The organism is Pontibacter brevis (assembly GCF_054779655.1).
Window position 1 is genome coordinate 39,780 of the sequence record NZ_BAAGXV010000080.1, and the last position, 18,443, is coordinate 58,222.

The 18,443-nt window shown below is 45.9% G+C and carries 20 protein-coding genes and 1 pseudogene; 18 read left to right on the top strand and 3 right to left on the bottom strand.

Features of this window, described 5'->3' with window-relative positions; all coding sequences use genetic code 11:
* The first annotated feature begins 291 nt into the window (after positions 1-291).
* From ACYVB1_RS16665 to ACYVB1_RS16720, 12 genes are all read left to right on the top strand, one after another.
* Positions 292-711 (top strand): GNAT family N-acetyltransferase, encoded by a 420-nt coding sequence (locus tag ACYVB1_RS16665; RefSeq protein WP_460924927.1) that lies wholly within the window; start codon positions 292-294, stop codon positions 709-711.
* Between the two features lie 447 nt (positions 712-1,158).
* On the top strand, positions 1,159-1,947 hold the full coding sequence (locus tag ACYVB1_RS16670; protein ID WP_460924928.1) for an alpha/beta fold hydrolase: 789 nt from the start codon (positions 1,159-1,161) through the stop codon (positions 1,945-1,947).
* A gap of 84 nt (positions 1,948-2,031) precedes the next feature.
* Positions 2,032-2,463: a hypothetical protein gene (locus ACYVB1_RS16675; protein WP_460924929.1), complete on the top strand. Its 432-nt coding sequence runs from the start codon at positions 2,032-2,034 to the stop codon at positions 2,461-2,463.
* Between the two features lie 301 nt (positions 2,464-2,764).
* Complete coding sequence (locus ACYVB1_RS16680) at positions 2,765-3,406, top strand: Crp/Fnr family transcriptional regulator (protein WP_460924930.1); 642 nt, start codon at positions 2,765-2,767, stop codon at positions 3,404-3,406.
* A gap of 88 nt (positions 3,407-3,494) precedes the next feature.
* Positions 3,495-4,172: an NADPH-dependent F420 reductase gene (locus ACYVB1_RS16685; protein WP_460924931.1), complete on the top strand. Its 678-nt coding sequence runs from the start codon at positions 3,495-3,497 to the stop codon at positions 4,170-4,172.
* A gap of 62 nt (positions 4,173-4,234) precedes the next feature.
* A complete protein-coding gene (locus tag ACYVB1_RS16690; RefSeq protein ID WP_460924932.1) occupies positions 4,235-5,365 on the top strand; it encodes a hypothetical protein in 1,131 nt (376 codons plus the stop codon).
* A 32-nt stretch (positions 5,366-5,397) separates the two neighbouring features.
* Positions 5,398-5,928, top strand: coding sequence for a DinB family protein (locus tag ACYVB1_RS16695; protein WP_460924933.1), 531 nt, complete (start codon positions 5,398-5,400; stop codon positions 5,926-5,928).
* Between the two features lie 102 nt (positions 5,929-6,030).
* Positions 6,031-6,900 carry an alpha/beta fold hydrolase gene (locus tag ACYVB1_RS16700; protein WP_460924934.1) on the top strand — a complete coding sequence of 290 codons (870 nt, stop codon included), beginning with the start codon at positions 6,031-6,033 and terminating at the stop codon, positions 6,898-6,900.
* A 54-nt stretch (positions 6,901-6,954) separates the two neighbouring features.
* The gene (locus ACYVB1_RS16705; RefSeq protein WP_460924935.1) at positions 6,955-7,311 is read left to right on the top strand and encodes a nuclear transport factor 2 family protein; all 357 of its coding nucleotides are present in this window, start codon (positions 6,955-6,957) and stop codon (positions 7,309-7,311) included.
* A 77-nt stretch (positions 7,312-7,388) separates the two neighbouring features.
* Positions 7,389-7,781: a YybH family protein gene (locus ACYVB1_RS16710; RefSeq protein ID WP_460924936.1), complete on the top strand. Its 393-nt coding sequence runs from the start codon at positions 7,389-7,391 to the stop codon at positions 7,779-7,781.
* A 20-nt stretch (positions 7,782-7,801) separates the two neighbouring features.
* On the top strand, positions 7,802-8,596 hold the full coding sequence (locus ACYVB1_RS16715; RefSeq protein WP_460924937.1) for an alpha/beta fold hydrolase: 795 nt from the start codon (positions 7,802-7,804) through the stop codon (positions 8,594-8,596).
* Positions 8,597-8,691: 95 nt separating this feature from the next.
* Entirely contained in the window at positions 8,692-9,138 is a 447-nt protein-coding gene (locus tag ACYVB1_RS16720; RefSeq protein WP_460924938.1) for an alcohol dehydrogenase catalytic domain-containing protein, read from the top strand.
* Here the strand turns inward: ACYVB1_RS16720 and ACYVB1_RS16725 are convergent.
* Both ACYVB1_RS16725 and ACYVB1_RS16730 read right to left on the bottom strand, forming a co-directional pair.
* Positions 9,107-9,382 (bottom strand): hypothetical protein, encoded by a 276-nt coding sequence (locus tag ACYVB1_RS16725; RefSeq protein WP_460924939.1) that lies wholly within the window; start codon positions 9,380-9,382, stop codon positions 9,107-9,109. The two genes, ACYVB1_RS16720 and ACYVB1_RS16725, sit on opposite strands and share 32 nt — an antisense overlap.
* Before the next feature lie 371 nt (positions 9,383-9,753).
* A complete protein-coding gene (locus tag ACYVB1_RS16730; RefSeq protein WP_460924940.1) occupies positions 9,754-9,927 on the bottom strand; it encodes a hypothetical protein in 174 nt (57 codons plus the stop codon).
* Positions 9,928-10,224: 297 nt separating this feature from the next.
* Here ACYVB1_RS16730 and ACYVB1_RS16735 point away from each other — a divergent pair, with 297 nt between their 5' ends.
* Entirely contained in the window at positions 10,225-10,464 is a 240-nt protein-coding gene (locus tag ACYVB1_RS16735; protein ID WP_460924941.1) for a hypothetical protein, read from the top strand.
* Between the two features lie 113 nt (positions 10,465-10,577).
* Here the strand turns inward: ACYVB1_RS16735 and ACYVB1_RS16740 are convergent.
* Positions 10,578-10,727, bottom strand: a pseudogene (locus ACYVB1_RS16740) (Hsp20 family protein); the annotation flags it as partial.
* 566 nt (positions 10,728-11,293) lie between these two features.
* Between ACYVB1_RS16740 and ACYVB1_RS16745 the strand changes: the two are divergent.
* The 5 genes from ACYVB1_RS16745 (at position 11,294) to ftsH (ending at position 18,020) form a co-directional block, all read left to right on the top strand.
* Positions 11,294-12,379: a glycosyltransferase family 4 protein gene (locus ACYVB1_RS16745; protein WP_460924942.1), complete on the top strand. Its 1,086-nt coding sequence runs from the start codon at positions 11,294-11,296 to the stop codon at positions 12,377-12,379.
* Positions 12,380-12,470: 91 nt separating this feature from the next.
* Entirely contained in the window at positions 12,471-14,660 is a 2,190-nt protein-coding gene (locus tag ACYVB1_RS16750) for an amylo-alpha-1,6-glucosidase (protein WP_460924943.1), read from the top strand.
* Between the two features lie 227 nt (positions 14,661-14,887).
* A complete protein-coding gene (locus ACYVB1_RS16755; RefSeq protein ID WP_460924944.1) occupies positions 14,888-15,343 on the top strand; it encodes an Hsp20/alpha crystallin family protein in 456 nt (151 codons plus the stop codon).
* Positions 15,344-15,411: 68 nt separating this feature from the next.
* Positions 15,412-15,966: an Hsp20/alpha crystallin family protein gene (locus tag ACYVB1_RS16760; RefSeq protein WP_460924945.1), complete on the top strand. Its 555-nt coding sequence runs from the start codon at positions 15,412-15,414 to the stop codon at positions 15,964-15,966.
* A 119-nt stretch (positions 15,967-16,085) separates the two neighbouring features.
* Positions 16,086-18,020 (top strand): ATP-dependent zinc metalloprotease FtsH, encoded by a 1,935-nt coding sequence (gene ftsH / locus ACYVB1_RS16765; RefSeq protein WP_460924946.1) that lies wholly within the window; start codon positions 16,086-16,088, stop codon positions 18,018-18,020.
* Positions 18,021-18,443: the final 423 nt, after the last annotated feature.

An 18,443-nucleotide genomic window follows, 5' to 3' on the forward strand; every position in this document is an offset into this window, starting at 1 on the left:
CGAACAGAAGCTGCAGGATAGTGAAGGAGCGCTGAAAGATTGGAGATGCTTTATTTACAGCTTGCAAAGACCACTATTTTCCCCTCCAGTTACGTAAGTTTGCGGCACGGACAGAATTATCGGCCTGGAAGCATGAACTGCTCCTTTTATCCTTCCTAGGATCATATAAATCAAATAGTAATGGAAGCAATATATATCACAAGAGCAACGAACAGAAGCCTTGAACAACTGCAAAAAATAGGCAGAGTGACCTTTTCCGAAACGTTTTCAGCGGGAAACACCGATGAAAACATGACCAAGTACTTAGAAGAAGGCTTTTCAACAGAAAAGCTGGCGACTGAACTTAGCAATGAAGGATCGGAATTCTATTTTGCAGTACTCGGCGATCAGGTAATCGGTTATATGAAGCTGAATGTAGGGCAGTCACAAACAGACATACAGGACGAGAAAGCACTTGAAATTGAGCGGATCTATGTGCTGAAGGAATACCATGGTAAGAAAGTCGGTCAATTGCTTTATGAGAAGGCCATACAGATTGCAGCACAGAAAGGAGTCGACTATGCTTGGTTAGGCGTGTGGGAAGAAAACCCGAGAGCCATTAGTTTCTACAAGAAAAACGGCTTTATGGAATTCGACAAGCATATTTTCAAACTAGGCGATGACGAGCAGACGGATATCATGATGAAGATACAATTGAAAGAAAAAGAATAAAGGACTGCCGATAACATCAGATTGAAAAATAGGTAATTTATAGTACTAAATTCAGCGTTGGTAACTCTGTTAAACATAACCTAGCATAGGCTATAAACAAGGAAGGCTCCTCACAATGAGGCGCCTTCCTTGTTGTATAATGGTAATTGAGTTAGTGAGGATTGCCGATAGAACAGGTTAATCTTGCCACCGCTGGGAAAAGAGAATAGGTGTTTGTTTTACTCCAACCCTGCTATTGAGGAAGCAGAAGAAACTATGCCGCGCTTTTTCAAATTTTATCCGTAGATTTACTTCAAAACCTGTTTTCTATAGCTGCCAAGAAGTAGGGGAGCTTCTTCTCCCTTTTGCCTTCCTGCATAGTTTCCTGCTGTAGGCTCATTTTCATGAGAAGCCCACACGAAGCGAAAGGCAGCGCGTAAGTAAGAATATGAAGCATAGCCATACCAAATGAATGCAGTAAAGAAGAACAATGTAAAGGTTATCGGGAAAGGGCATAAGCCCATGCTACTGGCACACGGTTATGGCTGCGACCAAAATATGTGGCGCTACATCACGCCAGCCTTCGAGGAAGACTACAAGCTCGTTCTTTTTGATCACATAGGGTTCGGCGGCTCCGACTCTACTGCCTATAGCAAAGAGCATTACTTCTCACTGCAGGCCTATGCGGCGGACGTTTTACAGATATGCCGGGAACTGGAGCTGCAGGACGTGGTTTTCGTGGGGCACTCCGTAAGCGCAATGATTGGGGTGCTGGCAGTAATCATGGAGCCTGAGCGCTTTTCCAAGCTGGTTATGGTTAGTCCTTCCCCATGCTTTATCAATGACGGGGATTACAGGGGCGGTTTCTCCAGGGAGGATATTGAGGAACTGCTTGCTTCCCTTGACAGTGACTACTTAGGCTGGTCCAACACCATCGCCCCGGTTATCATGGGAAACCCCGAAAGGCCCGAGCTGGGTCAGGAACTGGCAGGAAGCTTCTGCAAGAGCAACGCAGCAATCGCCACGGACTTTGCCCACATCACTTTTCTTTCTGACCACCGGAAAGATTTGCCGCTTGTCACAACTGACACCCTGATTCTCCAGTGTACCCACGACACAATTGCTCCCCTGTCCGTAGGGGAGTTTACACATCGCAGTATTGCTGGGAGCCGGCTGGTGGTTTTAAGGGCAACAGGCCACTGCCCCAATCTAAGCGCCCCGGAAGAGACCATTGCAGCTATGAAAAGCTTTTTATAGGATTTAGCATAAACTTCACAAAGTGCGTAGTAGGGGAGAGTCGGTTATCAAGGCAAACCCAGAGTGCAGGTTAATGACATACTGTTGGAGCAGAAAGAATATACAGAATACAAAGAGCTTAAAAAAGCTGAGGGATTTACCTTCTTTGAAGCGAGAAGAACACCTGAGAACTCGTTCATTTATGTTAACTGGATTGGCATACAGTCTTTGGAGACTGTCGTGATGGGAGGTAATCATGTGCATACCATGTTGCGGGAGAAGCCCTGCCAGGGGGTTATCAACAGCAACAGGGAGCTCATAGGCCCTTGGGAGGTAGCGGTTAGTTGGCTAACTTATAAGTGGGTGCCGCAGGCCAAAGCGTTGGGACTTCGATATTATGCTCACGTACTGTCCCCCGGTATCTATGGGAGGCGGTCTTTTGAAATGTTCTATCCTGCCTTAAAAAGCGCATTTGAGACAGAGTCCTTCCATGATGAGAAAAGTGCGGAGGAATGGCTGCAAGTAAAGCATTTATAATTTAGCCATCCATTTTGCATTAACAGGGCTGCATTGCGCAGTAATCTCATAGAACATAACCTGACTTATCGGCTACAAACAAGGAAGGCTCCTCATCAAGAGGAGCCTTCCTTGTTCTATAACGTCTTATATGTTAAACATAACACCTGAATGAGCGAAGCATGAAGGATGCTGTTGCTTATCATAAACAGCTGTTATAAGCAAAAGTGCCTTTTAGCAACTGGAGGACTGGAGTTTTGGTTCTTTCACGGGCTCTTGTATATCTTGTGAGCCAGCGTTAAATCACCTTAGTAGATAAAATATGCATGATAGCGATACAACGCAGATGAAGGGAAATCAATCTGAAGCTTCTATTCAGCCATTGCTCGATTATTTTGAGCGGCTCATTCCCTTAAACCAGGTGGAGAAAGGTCTAATCGCTGAAAAATTTCACCCGCGTCTCTATCGCAAACGGCAGTATGCGCTTCAGGAAGGTGACGTCTGTACGCAGTTCTATTTTGTTGTCCGCGGCTGCCTGCGCATGTATAAAGTAGATGACAAGGGTGTCACACACATCCTTCAGTTTGCGGCCGAAAACTATTGGATTAATGATTTGGGAAGCTTTCATAGTATAAAGCCTTCTGAACTGAACATTGATGCACTGGAAGACACCATGGTGCTGCAGATAAGCCATAATGATCTGATAGAACTCTATATGCAGGCTCCAAAATTTGACCGTATTTTTCGGGTTCTGGTAGAAAACAGTTTTATCAGACTCCAGAAACGGTTACTGCAAAGCATCAGCTCTACAGCAGAGGAACGGTATCAGTCCTTTTTTGAAGTTTACCCACACTTATCAAACCGCCTTCCGCAGGTACAAATCGCTGCGTTCCTGGGCATCACGCCGGAGTTCCTGAGCCGCTTGCGCAAGAGGCTCAGTAAAACACCCAGAACCAAATCTTAAACTAGATCAAGGCTATTTCTTAACCTAGGTCATTGGGGAACGCTGTCCCGAGATGGATATTTGTACCCACAAATTAACCTTTAACCATTTGGAAGAAATAGCTGTGTCACCGATAAATTCTAACAAATCGAAAGTTGCTGTTATCGGCCTTGGCAATATCGGCAATGCTATTGCCAAAAACCTGGTAAAAGGCAACCGCCCTGTTGTTGTTGCAGACAGAAAAATCGAGAGGGCATATAAGCTCTCCGAGAAGTTAGGTGGCTTGGCGCAGCCGATGGAAATCCCCGCTGCTATCAAAGAAGCAGACATTGTTGTGTTTGCCGTCTGGTTTGATGCCATAAGAGAGCTGCTAAAAAAACATGCGACAGAACTTCAGGGGAAAATCATTGTGGACCCCTCCAACCCCATTGCGCCGGATGATAAAGGCGGATTCAAAAAAATTATCGGTAAAGAGGAATCTGCAGGCGAAATCCTTTCTGCACTTCTTCCTAAAGATGCAAAATTAGCCAAAGCCTTAGGCTCATTAGGCGTTTCCTCACTTACTGGTGCGGCTTTCCAAAAGCCACAGCCTGCGGTACTTTTCTATGCTACAGATGACACCAGCATCAACGGTGAGATTGAGCAACTAATTCGTGACAGTGGTTTTGAGCCTGTAGGTGTCGGTGGTATTAATCAATCTATTCGTATCGAGGTTTTCGGCAACCTGCATGAATTTGGCGCCCTCGGCAAAACGGTTACTATACCGGAAGCAAAGGAGAAGGTATAAGCCCTGTTCAGGGGCATTCATAACAAAGCAATCAAGCTAATGAAAAGCATTAACCATACATCATGAACAAAAGCCAAACAATACAGCCCTTACTACTCTTGCTAACGGGAATTTTCTTGATAGTTTCCCATCTTGCTTTTGGACAGCGGTATGAACATACAGCCTCCATTCCCCAAGACGGTACGCTCTATTTAGACCCTGAATTGGGTAAAGATTCCAATGACGGCACCAAAGAAAGCCCGCTTAGCTCCCTTCTTGAAGCAGCCCGCCGGGTGAACGGAGCTAATGGGAAAGGAGCGCTTAGAATATATCTTGCCCCAGGTATCTATGGCCTGGATGCCACGGTTACCTTTCACCCCGTAAACTGGCATTTTACCAGAGAGAACCGGTTGACCATCCGTGCCGAGGTTTTACCCGATGATGCTGACTGGGACCCGGCCAAGATGCCCGTGATCGTTTCTACCATGCCACTCAATTTTAAGCCTTATGGGAATAAAGATCCCCTTAAAGGCACCTCTTACGGTATCCAGATTGAAACCAGCCATGTTACTATCCAAGGCATGCGGGTGCTGGGAACACCGGTACATGAGCAACCGGATTCGGGTGCTGTTCGCAGAAACTACCCCATTGCCCGGGAAGGAATCCATCTGGATGATTTAAGAGTCACACAGTGTCTGTTCATTGGTGACAGGCATGCCATCCCAAACCACGTGGCTGTACTTGCCAGCGGACATGGCGTGGTAGTGGATCATTGCGTGTTTTACAATGTAAAGGACGCCGTTGTTTTCTGGAATTCTGACCGGCCTGCAGAGAACTGCCAGATGCACCACAACCTGGTAGTAGGCAACTATGGTGCGGCAGTTTGGGCCTGGTCTCCTGCAGAAGACTTCAAGTACTATAACAACGTGGTCGCCAACGCCAACATATTTTGGGTGCTGGATGAGGAGGAGCAAAGAACGTACAAGTTATCCAATTCCGTGGTCTTAGGATACAATGGGCTGGTGCATAAAGGGGGCGGGCCAAAAGACTTCGGTGTAAAAGCCAACCCGAAGCGGTTGAAGCTTGGTGAGAATGTCATCATCAGAAAAGATGCCAGGGTGGAAGTGGTGGAAGACCAGACCAAACGCAACTACCTCCATCTGAAGCCAGGCACACCGGGTGCCAATCTTGGAGCAGGCCTTTTCACTAAATAAACTTTATCAACTTTCCACATCAAAAAACAAAAATGAATGCTAAAAATCTATTTGCAGCACTTTTTCTCTTTTTAGGTCTCAGCGTTTTTGCGCAGGCACAAACATCTGTTGAGGAAACAGTCAAAGAATGGGAAAGGGCCAAAGCCTACACCAAAGAGTATCTGGATGCCATGCCAGAGGCCGGCTATGCCTTAAAACCCACGCCTGAGATGCGCTCCTTTGCTGAGCAGATGCTGCATTTAACGGACGCCAACTATGGCTTTGCCGCTGCGGCAACAGGCGCAAAAAGCCCTGTAGGCCAGGGTGAATCAGAGAAGACAGCGGACAAGTCAAAGGCTAACGTTACCAGGCTGGTAATGGCGGGCTATGACTTTGTCATCAACAACGCGAAGGGAATGACGCCTGCCCAGCTGAATGAGAAGATTAAGCTGTTCAATCAGTTTGAGATGACGAAGGGAGCCGCCTTAGGCAAGCTCTTCGAGCATCAGACACACCACCGGGGGCAGACCACTGTTTACCTGCGCCTGGCAGGCGTGACCCCTCCGCAAGAGAAGCTGTTTTAATTCAGTAAAGTTTCAGGGAAAAGGGCAGCCTATGCTCCTCCTCCCTGAAACACCTGCATCCTTCCTGCAAGATCAGGCTATTTTCTAAACAGACGAATACTAATGAAACACATTTTATTTTTCCTATTAGTGTTTTCGCTTGCCTTTGTAGGTAGCCAGGCGCAAACCCCCAAGCGCCTGATACACTTTATGCAAAAGGCGCCTTCACCGGCTCATGCCATACCCTACGGCAACAATCCCAGGGCGGGGCATTACGTGAAAGCAGGGGACGCGAGAATTTATTATGAGGTGTATGGCAAAGGGCAGCCTATTGTTATTCTTCATGGGGGTATTTTCGGCTCTACCTATGAAATGCACCAGTTTATTGACAGCCTGAAACAAGACTTCCAGGTGATCGCTGTTTCCACACGCGGCCATGGCAAGTCTGAACTTGGAACCAAACCAATTACCTATGAGCAAAAGGCCAGTGATGTGATGTCGGTTATCAACGCGGTAACCAAAGACAGCGTGGTTGTCCTTGGTTTTAGCGATGGTGGCTATACTGGCCTGAAGCTGGCAAGTATGTATCCGGAAAGGGTAAAGAAACTGATTGCCATAGGTGCCAGTGAGTTGAACCCCGGTGTCCGGAACTTTGAGTTTGATGCCAAACAGGCAGTAGCACTCGACAGTGCATACTGGAAGCAGCAGTTTACGCTGATGCCCGAGCCGCAACGACTGCAGGAAATGTTCACCAAGCTGGGCAGCATGTATAATCGTCTCACGGTTGGAAAGGAACTGCTTGGCACCATTAAGAGCCCGGTGCTCGTGATGGCAGGAGACCGTGACCAGTCGAACCCGGTACAGCGGGTGGTGAACACCGCCCAGCTGATACCCAACAGCCAGTTAAGCATTATCCCCAACAGCACACACGCTGTTTTCTTAGAAAACTTTCCGGCCGTGTGGACAAGCATACTTCCCTTCCTGGAGCAGTAGTGCTATTCACAATCAACAGATTACTGTATCACCCCAATTTTAACCCAGATTATAATGCTAACCAGCGAAACAGTAACAAGAGACATATTAACACATCACCTCACTGCCTTTGGCCACAACGACCTTGATGGGATCATGAAAGATTATACAGCGGAGTCGGAAGTGCTAACACCAGAGGGCCCTTTGAAAGGGCTTGCCGCTATCCGTAAATTCTTCGAAGACTTTTTCATAGCGATTCCCACGGGCTCTGCCTTTGAAATGAAGCAACTGACAGTTACTGGCAATGTTGCCTATATAGCATGGGCAAGTGAATCGGCAGTTGCCAAAATACCTATGGGTACAGATACCTTTTTCCTGGAAGGCGATAAAATCAGGTTCCATACAGTGGCCGATTACAGGCTGGCAGAGTAAGGGTGAGAGGCTTTTATCTCATCAGCAAACACTGAAATGGGTAGGGAGTTGATGATTAACCAGAAACGAGAAAACAGATGAGCACGCAAACTGAAAGAGAAGCAGTTGAAAAACTGCTCGGCAGATACGCCCAGGTCCTGAACTCAGCCGATATAGCCTCTATTCCATCTTTTTATACAGCCGATGGGCAGTTTATGCCTGAGGGCTTGAGAACAACCACTTCAAGCGAGTTGAAGAGGAGGGGGGAAGGTTATTTCAGAGAAACAGGCTTTCAGATTGGTTACTCTATTCAAAACATGGTAGTTGACGGCAGGTACGCCTTCGTGCAGGCCTCCGCACAAACAGTGGCTACTGACCTGAAAGCCAACAAGGAGGCTTTGCATACCAGCCGGGACTTTTTTGTTCTCCGTAAAGAGCAGGAGGAGTGGAAAATCTTCCGCTACACCTTCAATAATGTGAAGGAACAATAGTCATACTTTGATACAAAATAATGACCAGCAATGACTACCTGGTATCGGGAGATGGGCTTAAAATCGGCTACACCAAATTTGGCAGTGGCCCGGCAGTGGTACTCGTACATGGGAGCTACACTGTGCAGAGCCATTGGTTCCGGTTCGCAAGCCTGTTGGTAGCAACTAACACCGTTTATGTCTACGACCGCAGAGGGCGAGGCCAAAGCCCTGATGACAAAAACCCGTTCTCCTTTCAACGAGAGGTTGATGACCTTGCCTCCATGGTAGATTTGGCGGGGCCTGGCGCATCAATCGTTGGTCATTCCTACGGTGGCGGTGTAGCGTTGGCCTACATCATCCAATCAGGTTTCAAAGGACGTGTCATCTTTTATGAGCCGATGAACAGCATCCATAGGAAAATAAGCCAGGGTTTCCTCCCACAATTATCGTCCTTAGTCGAGGACGGTAGAATGGACGAGGCCACGGTACTGACCCAAACAAGAATAGTTGGATTTGACCCTGCGGCTGTAGAGGCTTCCAAAGCAAGCCCTGTCTGGACTGAGCTCACAAAAATGACGAAGGTTTTCCTTCGTGAACTTGAGGCGCTGGATAACCTTACCCCAACGTCAACCGAAACCGATGCCATAAAAGCGGTGACGTATTTGTTGCTGGGGACGGAGACGCAACCAGGGATACGAACAGCGTCAGCTGCACTTGCGGCAAGGGTCCGCGGCATCACCATGTACCCTGTGAGAAACCAGGGACACCTTGCACATATATTCGACCCGGAGCAGCTAAAAGACCTTGTGGTCCATAGCCTTAACAAGGCATAATCTTACGTTTTGAGCAGGATGAGTGGAACATTTTCCGTAACCTCTACAACAATGCACGGAAGCGGTAGCCACCTTTATTCACCAAAAAAATACCTATGAAAGCAGCCGTTATACATAAGTCCGGTGGTCCCGAGAAATTTATCCTGGAGGACAGGCCCATACCCACTCCCGAGGCCGGCCAGGTACTGGTGAAGGTAAAAGCCTTCGGCCTGAACCGCTCAGAGCTTATGACGCGCAAAGGCCTTTCGCCAAAAGTCACCTTCCCAAGGGTGCTGGGTATAGAGTGCGTGGGTGAGGTGGAGCTTGACCCAACGGGAGAGTTTGAGCGAGGCCAGAAGGTAGCGGCCTTCATGGGAGGCATGGGCCGGGAATTCGACGGAAGCTACGCGGAGTATGCAATGCTTCCCCAGTCCTTGCTTTGTCCTTTTGAAAGCCATCTTGACAGGGAGGAGCTCAAGTTAAAGATTTTTTCAACTTTCAAATGGCCAACTTTCAGGGAAGTCTACAAGCCTACAGATAGACCGGCAATCGCAGGGAAATAAACAAGATAATGGCAGTCCAGAAGAATATGCCCAGTACCGCTTTGTCATCCTCAGGCGATTCTTCTGCTTTTCTATCAAGAGTATCATATTCTTTGCGGGTATAAGTAGTACCATGCCTTGGTGGAGTGGCTGCTGCCAACAGAAGAGCGAAAAGCAGACCAATGAACAACAAGGGGAAAAAGGCTACGCCCCAGTAAATAGGTCCGAATGGCCGCACCCAGACATACGCTAAGAAAACTCCCAAAAACAGCACGAGAAAAAAAGTTCAGAAGCTCCCCCAAGGGCCTCTGCTTTTGAATACGAAGTAGAACAGAGCGCCAATAACAAAGGCTATCAGAATGACTGCTATGAATCCTGCTCTAGAAATAAGGTTAATTTTAACGATACATACACATATAAGGGCAATGGCATATGTAGTACAGCAACTACTTACTTCATTGCAAACCATCCTATGGGTGAAAGTGCTAATAGTTATCAGGGCCCTCCAGAATGGAGGTCATACTTGCCGAGCTTGCAGAAGTATTTCCGATCCTCAGCGAAGGGTTGATATTTTCACCACCGCACGCACCGGTGGTTGAATAGGAGCATTTTTGTCATAAAAAAGCTTGATATCTGCTATGTAGTTGTCTGTGCCATAGCCTTTTGCTTTTTGTTTTGAAACGGTGGAGACTGTAAAATGTTAAGTGAGATCATAGGGGAGTAAAGGATGTACTCTATGATGGGTTCTTCCTGTATTTCTACCCCCTCTTTTAGCCTTCCAATCTCCTCCAGGAGATGTGTCTTCTTCACGACTAGGCCAAAACTGCTGTTGGGGATTTAAACATGCACCTCTGTCACTGCATGAAGCTTTCCGCTGTGTGTTTCAGCAAGTCCTCTACTTCCTCAGGTAATACCGGTACATCCAGCGCCTGCACCACATTCTTTCACGTGCTCAGCTACGGCGGCTTATTAGAGTGGATATTTTATAGTATTACCTACCTTCCTTTTTAATATACCTGACGTATAAATGTTATATTGGGCGTTCCCCCTTGGGGCGGACTATCCATTTGTACTGTGTTAGAAGAACCCTAACTAAACTGTAAGACAATGGAGAACCAGATAACCATAACCCTGACTCACAAAGAAGCGGCTATGATTGTAGGGACGCTGAATGGTACAGGCAGGAGGGACTGTGCACACTTAGCAGATAAGTTCCTGCTGCAATGTCTGAAGGAAATAGATAAAGAAGTAGCAAAGAATTGGGGAGGAATTGCCCTATGGCCTCGATCAAACCAGCATCCTTCCATGAGGAACAGGCAAAAGATAGAGTCTGGAACAGAAGTATAGATCTATACATACAAAACCACTCCCCCGTCTCTGGACGAAATTAAGCTATATAGAATGCTTATGCCATACAACAAAGAAGGAGAGGCTACCTTCTCTGTAAGCCTCTCCTTTTTTTAGATTGAAATTTCATACTCGTTTAAAGCAGGTTTACTCCATATTGATTTTATGCTTCGGCTTTTCCTGCTCTGCTCCTTTGGAACAGCAATGCGCAGCACCCCCTCCTCATAGCAGGCCTTGATGCCATCTTCTTTGACAGGATTTAACTTCTCATGTCTACTAACTACAGCAGCGGCGGAATAATAAGTGCCATTCTGTCGTTTATACTGTCATATTTTCCCTGCACTGGCAACTCAAAACTACTTTTAGCGAGTTGGCATTCTACTTGTTAGGCCAATTTTGAAATCACCAGTTTAATGAGCTTTGTTCGGATTAAATATTGGTTACGTTGCTAGAGCAGCGTAATGTGCAGTTTAGTTAAACCATTTAATTGAGTTGTTGATATTAAAATCTGGAAACGATGCGCATAGTGAGTACAAACTATTCCCTACCTTTAGCTTTGTTCTCTGATGAGTGTATGCTTTGTCTGCTTCCCTCAGGAAGCAGGAATTCACAGCAGAACTTCCAAGCCCCACCCTAGTTAGTGTCCTTTTTCTTTTTTTCGTGTGGTAAAGCGGCTTTACCTGCTGTTTTGCGTCTGATAGCAGTTTTGAAACAACAAGTGCTGATAGCCATTACTGCTATCAGCACTTGTCTGATCAAATACGGTCAAATTTTCTTCATCTAAAGAAGTGGTACCAAAACTGTTTTGAAAATCTAAACACAATTGGTTATGAAAATAGCGCAGATATCACCTTTGTATGAATCAGTACCGCCAAAGCTTTATGGTGGCACTGAGCGTGTTGTATCTTATTTAACAGAGGAGTTGGTGAAGCAAGGGCATGAGGTAACTCTTTTTGCCTCCGGCGACTCTAGCACATCGGCCAGGCTTGTAAGTCATATACATAATGCCTTGCGCCTCAACCAGCATGTGGAAGACCCCCTGGCACATCATGTTGTACAAATGCAGGATTTAGCTGAACGTGCTCATGAGTTTGATGTGCTTCACTTCCACACTGATTACCTCCACTTCCCACTTTCTGCACTGCTTAAGAAGCCTCATCTTACTACACTGCACGGCAGGCTGGATATACCTGATCTGCAGTATGTGTACCGCAAATTCAAAGACCAACCTGTAGTTTCTATTTCCGATGCGCAAAGAACTCCTTTGCCACAGGCGAACTGGTTAGGAACAGTCTATCATGGATTACCTTTAGACCTGTATCAGAAAGGTGATGGTGACGGAGGTTATGTCACCTTTATCGGTAGGATTTCCCGTGAGAAGAGACCAGACAGGGCTATAGAGATTGCCGGAAAAGCTGGGATGAGAATAAAGATAGCTGCCAAAATTGATAAGGCAGACGAAAGCTACTTTGAGCATCACATTAAACATCTGCTGGATCAACCGCACGTAGAATTTATCGGTGAGATCGGGGAAGACAGGAAAGGGGAATTTTTAGGAAAAGCCAAAGCGCTTCTCTTCCCGATTGACTGGCCGGAGCCTTTTGGTATGGTGGTGATTGAAGCCATGGCCTGTGGTACTCCTGTGATCGCCTATAACCATGGATCCATTCCTGAAATCATCAACAAAGGTGAGTCAGGGTTTGTAGTAGACAATACAGAGGACGCCGTCAGAGCACTGGATAATATCGATCTACTGGACCGGAATAAGGTAAGAGAGATATTTGAGAAACGGTTTAGTGTACGAGTCATGGCAGAACATTATGTGAGGCTGTATGAGAAGCTAACCGGAAACAAAAGAACTTCTTTTTCTCCGTTTCATTCTAAAGCCGACAACCTGATGCAAGCGGAGAAATGATTGCCTTAGCGTTTCTTTTCTGGCCAGCGGCTCAAACCTGGCTGCAAGACTGGTACTTGTTTTTTCTACTTAGATCAATTCAGACATGGCTATGAAAGATAATATCATACGTTTAGAGGATGACAAATACTACATTTCGGCAGACTCGTCTTACGCTGATGACCGGACGCAGGTACTAAACCACTGCGACACATTTGGCATATTCGACCGCTGGGGCGATATTTTGCCTATAGGCAAAGGAGCACAGGGAATCTATTACCGTGACACCCGCTTTATCAGCAGGCTGGAATTACGGATAAGTGAGCATCGCCCTATTCTGTTAAGCTCCAACATAAAAGAAGAAAATGAGATACTGTCGGTAGACCTGACCAACCCGGAGATAGTGCTGGATAACGGGAAGGTACTGCATCAAGGCACCATTCACCTGCGCAGAAGCCAGTTTCTGAAGGATAACCTATATCACGAGAAAATAGAGACAGAGAACTTTAACAATGAGTCTTACCCGCTCCATCTATCCCTAACCCTTGAAGGAGACTTTCGTGATATTTTTGAAATAAGAGGGCTGGAAAGAAGCAGAAGAGGTGAAATACTGGAGACACAAAGCCAGGATAACCGCACCCTGATCTTATCTTATCGTGGATTGGACGGCATTATCAGAAAGGCTAAAGTCTCTTTCCCGCTTCCCTTTGAACAATATACAGCAGATGGTACCATCCACTACTGGATGCTGCTCTCTCCCAAGCAGAAAGCCACACTGGAATATAGTGTATCCTTTGAACAGGGAGAAGAAGATGGTGCCAAAGAAATAGTAGGTTACTACGAAGCCCGGGAAAGCCTGGAGCCTGATCTGAAAAACACCAAGTCCTACTTTCCCGCCATCCAAACCGCTAATGAACAGTTCACCCACTGGATTAATCGTTCGCAGGCAGACCTGGTCTCTCTTATGGCTGACACGTCTCATGGCAAGTATCCCTATGCCGGCGTACCCTGGTACAACACTGCCTTTGGCCGTGATGGCATTCTGACCGCTTTCGAAACACTATGGATAGCGCCTGATCTGTCTAAAGACGTGCTCAGATTTCTGGCGGCCAACCAGTCTGATACCTTGAATGAAGCAGCAGACGCGGAGCCTGGCAAGATTCTGCATGAGACACGCGGCGGGGAGATGGTAGCTCTAAACGAAGTGCCCTTTAAGAAGTACTACGGTACTATTGATGCAACACCCCTGTTTGTGTTTCTGGCCGGAGAGTACTATGAGCGAACAGCCGATTTAGATACCATTCAATCCGTCTGGCCAAACATTAAGGCGGCCATGAACTGGATAGATGCGTATGGCGACCTGGATGGGGATGGCTTTGTGGAATACCAGCACAAGGCGGCAAACGGACTTACTAACCAGGGATGGAAGGACAGTTTTGATTCGGTTTTTGGAGCCAGTGGAGAACTTGCCGAGCCGCCTATAGCGCTGTGTGAGGTGCAGGGCTATGTATATGCCGCCAAAACACACGCTGCAAAACTGGCGATAACACTTGGTGAGCAGGAATTGGGTGATAAGTGGGAACGTGAGGCACAAGAGCTGAAGAAGAAGTTTAATGAAGTATTCTGGGATGCTGAATTAGACTGCTATGTGCTGGCGCTTGACGGGCAAAAGCGGCCTTGCCGGGTAAAGACCTCCAATGCAGGGCACCTGCTCTTTACAGGTATAGCCGACAGCGACAAAGCTGAAAAGCTTGTTACAACGCTCCTGAAACCTGACATGTTCAACGGCTGGGGCATCCGTACCCTGTCTAGCAATGAGCGCAGGTATAACCCTATGTCCTATCATAATGGCTCGGTATGGCCTCATGACGTAGCACTGATTGCCTACGGCATGTCCAAGTATGGTTTCAGAAATGAAACGGCTACAGTGGTAACAGGACTCTTTGATGCCTCCCTGTTTATACCTTTGCAAAGACTGCCTGAGCTGTTCTGTGGGTTTGAGAGAAGACAAGGGGAAGGGCCAACATCCTATCCTGTAGCCTGTTCTCCGCAGGCCTGGTCGGTTGCGGCGGTTTTTATGCTGTTACAGGCCCTCCTACAAATCAGGATCTCTCCTTTACAAAGAGAGGTTTCTTTTCATAAGCCTATTCTGCCAGCTTATTTAGAAAGGATCAGGATACAGAACCTTCAGGCAGGAAACTCCTTGATGAACCTTGAAATTACCCGGCACGACCATGATGATATGGTTAGTGTCAACTGGGAAAATTATCCGGTGGATTGGAAGTTAGTAGTTGTGAAATAAAACCAATGTTCTGATGGCTCGGCTAGGTTTATTTATTGAAACTTGTCAACAGCAGTTCTACACTGAAATTATTTCAGTTTCAGCAAGAAAATATGACAAAGAAAAGTGTCAAAATTTCTGTCAGGTAGATCTGGCAAATAACTTGCTTTAAGCTACTTAGCTTTAAAAGTTCATAGATTAATTCAAAAAGTCTTTCATTTAAAGGTTAAAGAAAGGAGGGATTAATTATGGGAACATTAGCGAAAAACAACAGAGGTTTACTTCCAACCATCCCATCCTTATTCGATGATAGTATCATGGGGGATTGGTTCAACTGGCCAATGAATAGCAATTCTGAAAGAGGGTCAGTTCCGGCTGTCAATGTCAGAGAGACCGGTGACGCCTATGAACTAGAGGTGGCTGCTCCTGGCATGACCAAGCAGGACTTCAAAGTTGAGTTGGATAACAACATGCTGGTCATCTCCGCTCAAAAAGAAGACAAGCATGAGGAAGAGAATGTAAAAGAAAACTACACCCGCAGAGAGTTCAATTATCAGTCTTTCGTGCGCACTTTCAGCTTGCCTGAAAGATTAGTGGAAGGCGATAAGATCTCTGCCAAGTATCATGATGGTATTCTTCATATCGCTGTTCCTAAAACAGAAGAAGCTAAAGTGAAGCCTGCTAAGCAAATTGAAATTAAATAATAAAAAGGCGGGTTATACCGCCTTTTTATTATGACTAAACAATGGTTTGGCTAGAAAAGGAGGTAGTTATGAAAACAAATTTGTTATATGACAAAGTATCAGATAAATGGGTACCTGCACCTATCGATAGTCTGTTGTTAGATAAACCTTACAGCGCCCTTTTGGGCAACAGCCTTTTCACATCCTTTGATAATAATATGCTGGAAACGGTTGATGGATATAAACTGGAGATTGCTGTTCCGGGAATGAAGAGAAAGCATTTGAAACTGGAGCTTTCTGATGGTGTGCTTACCGTGCAAGGACAAGAGCAACAGAAGGATGTGTTCGGTGGGGCTGGAAGAACTGCTGAATTCAGAGGCACTCAAATTTACAGAACGTTTACTTTGCCTAAGGATGCTGATACAGATGGTATCAAGGCAAAGTGCAGGGATGGCTTATTGAAAATCAGCATACCCAAAATCAAAAAGCATAGTACATATTCAAGTATCCCTGTAGAGGACACAGGAAAAATGAATTGGTGGCAGCAAGTTTCCAGACCATTTATCAAGCTAAAAACAAAAGTTAGCGATGTAATGGGAAGGCTGGCGTATGACTCCGGACGGCACTGGAACTTGTTCTCATGAAGCCTGTTGACTCTTTGTGGTGGTATGAATATCTCAGGTGTAAAAAGTGTTTACACCTGAGGTATCCGCTTTTCCATTCTCCGGCCTTTAATTTCAAAGTAATTACATCTGCGAAGTGTATGGAGAAAAAAACTAAGTTTTCGGTTACCTATTTTCTTGTAGTGCTGGGAACAATCTTCTTTCTGCAGTGGCTTTTCTTTTCTCCTACCACGGGTATTCAGGAAATCAGCTACAATACCTTTAAAGAGAAGCTAAAGGCGGGTGAAGTAAAAAAGCTTGTTATCCTACCGCAATGTATTGTCGGAGAGTACAATTCTCCGGAAAACACAGATACACTTTCTTCCATCGGCACTGTTCCTTCAACGCCCTGGCGATTAAGAATACAGTCTGTAGAAGAACAAAGGGAAAAGCAATTTATAGTTTCCCGCTTACCTAATATGGAGGATGAAAGCCTGTTAAGCCTTATAGAGGAAGCTGGGGTTGATTATAGCGGCAGGATTGAAGAAAACACATTTCGTGACTTTATCCTGAACTGGATTCTTCCGTTTGTGTTGCTCTTTCTTTTATGGAGATACATCCTTTTTAGTAGGATGAACACAGGAGGTATGCTTGACTTAGGTAAGAACAAGGCCAAGATACAGGCCGAAAAACCTGAAAAAGCCGTTTCCTTTAAAGATGTGGCTGGTGTGGATGAAGCAGTAGAGGAAGTAAAGGAAGTGGTGGATTTCCTGAAGACCCCACAAAAATATACCCGTTTAGGTGGCAAACTTCCAAAGGGACTTTTGCTGGTGGGACCACCTGGCACAGGTAAGACACTTTTAGCCAAAGCCGTTGCCGGTGAAGCAGGGGTTCCTTTTTTCAGCATCAGTGGTTCTGATTTTGTAGAGATGTTTGTAGGCGTAGGCGCTGCCAGAGTGAGAGACCTGTTTCAACAGGCCAAGAAAAATGCCCCCTGCATTATTTTTATAGATGAGATAGATGCCATAGGCAAGAGCAGAGCAGGCAATGTAGCCTTCGGAGGAGGGTATGATGAACGCGAAAACACTTTGAACCAACTGCTGGTAGAAATGGATGGCTTCGAACAGGGCGTAGGTGTCATCATCATAGGAGCTACCAACAGGCCTGAAGTGCTGGATCAGGCATTGCTGCGTCCAGGCCGGTTTGACCGGCAGGTTGTAGTAGAAAAGCCAGATGTGAGAGGCAGGGAAGCTATTTTCAGAGTCCATACGCGCCAGTTAAGACTGGATGCAGGGGTTGACCTGAAAAAATTAGCTGCACAGACACCTGGATTTGCAGGAGCAGAAATAGCCAATGTGTGTAATGAGGCAGCCATACTTGCAGTCAGAAACAGCCATCAGACTATCACGATGGCCGATTTTGAAGCTGCTATCGAGCGTGTTGTTGCAGGACTGGAGAAGAAGAATAAGCTGATCAATGAAAAAGAACGCAAAATTGTGGCTTACCATGAATCAGGCCATGCCATTGCAAGCTCTTTTACCCCGGGTGCAGACGAGGTGCATAAAGTTTCAATTGTACCACGAGGTATTGGGGCCTTAGGTTATACTTTACAGATGCCTCTAGAAGATCGGTATCTGATGTCTAAAAGTGAACTACTGGGCATAATAAAGGGGCTCCTGGGGGGAAGGGCTGCAGAAGAAATCACCTTTGGAGAAGTTTCCACCGGCGCATCAAATGACCTGGAACGGGTAGCACAGCTGGCCAGAAACATGATCACCGTTTATGGCATGAGTGAAAAGCTTCCGAACCTATCTTTGGTCAACAGGTCTAATCCTGGATTTCTGGGACAGTCAGCAGGGTTAGACAGACGTTCGGAGTACGTAGAGCGGTTAATAGATGAGGAGGTTACTGCTTTGATCAACGGATGTTATAAGGAGGTGAAACTCTTGCTGGTGGAGAAAAGGGACTTACTTGATAAGATGGCTGAAGTACTGCTGACAAAAGAAGTAATCAATCATGAAGAAATCAAGCAGTTAATAGCTGAGGATAAAGCTGTTGAACCCTTTAAAGAAAGGAGCCATCAAACCATTCAGTAAATTTACACGACTCTGCCACAGCCTGACCTGAAAAGTTAAAAAGAGTTTATGCAACGCAATCAAAATAGAAAGAACTGAAATGTTAGATTTAAACATATCCTTTTGGCTGACGTATAATAGAGTACATACTATGTATGGGTTTTTGTTCAGACAGGCGGCAAGCCTGAATCAAGCTTAAAGAAGCTTGCTTGAAGCTAGCTCCAAACGTTTGTTCAAGACAAAGAAGAGGCTGTCCGAAAAGGACAACCTCTTCTTTGCTTTAACAGAACAGGGTAGTGCTACCCTATACAGATGTGAAGGTTCGAGACATCCGCTACATCTAGGTCGTGTTGACAATTAATGAATGATTTTGTTTTACTGTTGTTTAAGTTTCAAAAAGCTTATGCGACGTTACGAAATCAGCGACTATGACTGGCAACGCCT

Excerpts from the sequence above, each read along its gene's own strand:
- ACYVB1_RS16665 (WP_460924927.1), top strand. The coding sequence starts at position 292 with ATGACCAAGTACTTAGAAGAAGGCTTTTCAACAGAAAAGCTGGCGACT.
- ACYVB1_RS16670 (WP_460924928.1), top strand. The coding sequence starts at position 1,159 with ATGAATGCAGTAAAGAAGAACAATGTAAAGGTTATCGGGAAAGGGCAT.
- ACYVB1_RS16680 (WP_460924930.1), top strand. The coding sequence starts at position 2,765 with ATGCATGATAGCGATACAACGCAGATGAAGGGAAATCAATCTGAAGCT.
- ACYVB1_RS16690 (WP_460924932.1), top strand. The coding sequence starts at position 4,235 with ATGAACAAAAGCCAAACAATACAGCCCTTACTACTCTTGCTAACGGGA.
- ACYVB1_RS16695 (WP_460924933.1), top strand. The coding sequence starts at position 5,398 with ATGAATGCTAAAAATCTATTTGCAGCACTTTTTCTCTTTTTAGGTCTC.
- ACYVB1_RS16700 (WP_460924934.1), top strand. The coding sequence starts at position 6,031 with ATGAAACACATTTTATTTTTCCTATTAGTGTTTTCGCTTGCCTTTGTA.
- ACYVB1_RS16705 (WP_460924935.1), top strand. The coding sequence starts at position 6,955 with ATGCTAACCAGCGAAACAGTAACAAGAGACATATTAACACATCACCTC.
- ACYVB1_RS16710 (WP_460924936.1), top strand. The coding sequence starts at position 7,389 with ATGAGCACGCAAACTGAAAGAGAAGCAGTTGAAAAACTGCTCGGCAGA.
- ACYVB1_RS16715 (WP_460924937.1), top strand. The coding sequence starts at position 7,802 with ATGACCAGCAATGACTACCTGGTATCGGGAGATGGGCTTAAAATCGGC.
- ACYVB1_RS16720 (WP_460924938.1), top strand. The coding sequence starts at position 8,692 with ATGAAAGCAGCCGTTATACATAAGTCCGGTGGTCCCGAGAAATTTATC.
- ACYVB1_RS16735 (WP_460924941.1), top strand. The coding sequence starts at position 10,225 with ATGGAGAACCAGATAACCATAACCCTGACTCACAAAGAAGCGGCTATG.
- ACYVB1_RS16745 (WP_460924942.1), top strand. The coding sequence starts at position 11,294 with ATGAAAATAGCGCAGATATCACCTTTGTATGAATCAGTACCGCCAAAG.
- ACYVB1_RS16750 (WP_460924943.1), top strand. The coding sequence starts at position 12,471 with ATGAAAGATAATATCATACGTTTAGAGGATGACAAATACTACATTTCG.
- ACYVB1_RS16755 (WP_460924944.1), top strand. The coding sequence starts at position 14,888 with ATGGGAACATTAGCGAAAAACAACAGAGGTTTACTTCCAACCATCCCA.
- ACYVB1_RS16760 (WP_460924945.1), top strand. The coding sequence starts at position 15,412 with ATGAAAACAAATTTGTTATATGACAAAGTATCAGATAAATGGGTACCT.
- ftsH (WP_460924946.1), top strand. The coding sequence starts at position 16,086 with ATGGAGAAAAAAACTAAGTTTTCGGTTACCTATTTTCTTGTAGTGCTG.